The 2,423-nt window shown below is 41.7% G+C and carries 1 protein-coding gene and 1 pseudogene; one reads left to right on the top strand and one right to left on the bottom strand.

The window, feature by feature from the left end; translation table 11 throughout:
- Positions 1–1,640 (bottom strand): RHS repeat domain-containing protein (locus A9G34_RS11010; protein WP_176701485.1); only part of this gene is annotated, 1,640 nt, incomplete at its 3' end.
- Between the two features lie 489 nt (positions 1,641–2,129).
- On the opposite strand from A9G34_RS11010, the pseudogene A9G34_RS06995 reads away from it, so the two are divergent.
- A pseudogene (locus tag A9G34_RS06995) lies at positions 2,130–2,381 on the top strand (transposase); the annotation flags it as partial.
- Positions 2,382–2,423: the final 42 nt, after the last annotated feature.

The raw sequence follows: 2,423 nt of genomic DNA, 5'->3' as shown, positions 1-2,423 counted from the left end.
CTTTTCCCATTTGCTCTAACTGCTGATTCACTATCATAAATTCTAAAGTTTACATCTCTTCCAAAACGATTTGATAAACTATCTGCTAAATCCCCAAACCCTAATTCTTTCATAGCATCAGAATTTAATGGCATTGAATATGGACGTCCTGGTTTTCCTAAATCTAAACTTTGTACTTTTTTTAATAAATCAGAATTAACAATTGCAACATCAAAATCACTTATCCTACCTACATCAAAAGGAATTCCTGTTTTAAAACTACGACCAGTAACAGAACTACCTTGCATGAAAACTTCTGAATTCTTGAAACCTCCCCTAGCTAGGGTAGCTTGAATTTGCGAACCAAATTGATTTAATTGACCATAACTTTTAAATCCTAAAATTGGCGATGTAGATAATCCGAATGAATCAATTTGAACGTTGCTATCACTTACATACGCATAAAAATTCGGGTTATTACCTGCTAACCCTATCGGGTCTTGGCTAATATATAAGCCGGTTTTAGGATTATAATATCGGAAGCGATTATAATAAAGCCCCGTTTCAACATCCTCATACTGCCCCAGTTGTCTGAACGGAATAAACGGCTGATTGTTAAAGGTATCTTCCTGTATTCTGCCATAGATGTCAAACTCCACCTGCCAAACCAGTTCCCCTTTGTCATCATAGGCCTGAGCGGGACGGCCCAAATAGTCCGATACAATCGAGTAGGACTTGCCTTCGCATAGCTTAGCGGTGGGGACTAAACTTCCTTCTTCATAAACCCAAGTGGTCAGGTTTTCGACCGGTTCGGGTTGGTCCAACATAAGCATTCCCAGCTCGTCAGTAATAACCTTAGGACGCCGTGCACGCTCATAATGCCATTCATGCAATAATACATTTCCATCCCAAAGATAGCGATAAATCTTGGTGTGGACAATTTTCGCTGTTCTTCTTCCTAAAGCGTCGTATTCAAAGCGAATCCATTCCCCTTGTGGATTGCGCACCGCTTTGAGCATGCCGTTTCCTTGCCACTGATATTCCCAATCACCCGGCTGCCATTGTGGCGGGTCAGCATTTTCCAGCGTTCTGTTTTTTCGTATTTGGTCGTATTGTTTGAGCTCAGACTTAGAATATCGCCGTATTTCGGCCTTGCGGTCAAATTCATTGTCATCTAAATCTTCTATCCAGAACCCTTTTTGAGTGGTGGGAGAGTCAAGAGCAAAAGGAGAATTTTTTAACCGGGTGTGGGCAGAGGTGGGAGGAAGGGCCACTTTACGAGAGGTTTTTAAGATAAGGTTCCCCGATGGGTCGTAAATGTAATTCCATTTTTTATCCTTTAAAATTTTACCCGATGCGCCGTATACGGTGTCGGATTGATGGGGATCGGAATAGAGGTTTCCCACTTCGTCGGGAAGTTTGTAGTCATAACTGCCGTCTTGGTAACAAGCACTGGCCAAACTTCCGAAGGAATCATAGGTAAATTCAGTTTTACCCTTGGTTAATCCGTTGAGGATGCTTTTAAGTTGATGTCCCGGGCTCCAGTTATATTGTCGATTATAAGTTTCTTTGCTGCCTTGATACACTTGATGGGAAATAATCCGTCCCTGTTTGTCGTAGGCGGTGGTAAGTTTGATACGCCCGTTGAGCTGTTTTTCCATTTCTTGCCCGAGCCCGTTACGAGTTATTTGAGCTTTCCATTGGGTGTTAGTTTCTTCCGCTTCTATGTCGGCGGTAAGAGTAAGCAAATTTCCTTGATCATCAAAAGTATTGCGTATGTATGCCCCCGGTGAGCTTTTCAGCTGCGTTCGAAAGCCCTTATCATCGTAGGTGCTGCTAACCTGCTGTCCCTTATCTCCCGGTAAACCGCTGCTTTGTATTTCTTCAATAACACGTCCGGCCGGGTCTCTTAGCAGTTTTACGCAATTATCTTGATTGCGGGCTTCTACAAGTTGTCCGTTTTTATTGTATTCGAACGTTTCCCAAGTTCCATCCGAATATTCTTGCCGAATGATGTTTCCTTTAAGATCGTATTCGTATAAAGCCCAAGTTCCTCCGCTTTTGTTACTTTTAATGATGTAACTATCCCCTAAAATAGTACAGCAAAAAAGTAGAAAATTCTCTATGATAAAAGAAAAGGGGATTTAATTATGAAAAAAATGACTGAACATCAAATCGTCGCTATTTTAAAAGAAGCTGAAGCGGGTATTCCGGTTAAAGAACTGTGCCGTAAATATGGCATGGGTAATTCAACTTTCTATAAATGGCGAGAAAAATACGGCGGAATGGAAACTTCGGATATCAAACGCTTAAAGGAGCTGGAGGCTGAAAACCGTAAGCTTAAGCAGATGTTTGCCGAACTGAGCTTAAAATCCCAGCTTCAGGAAGAAATCATAAAAAAGCTTTAGTGCCCACAAAGGCACGTAAAACGTGGGCACAGCAAC

Origin of the sequence: Gilliamella sp. Choc4-2 (assembly GCF_001690355.1) — a bacterium.
Taxonomy (GTDB): domain Bacteria; phylum Pseudomonadota; class Gammaproteobacteria; order Enterobacterales; family Orbaceae; genus Gilliamella; species Gilliamella apicola_A.
This window is presented reverse-complemented; position numbering and strand designations above follow the sequence as displayed.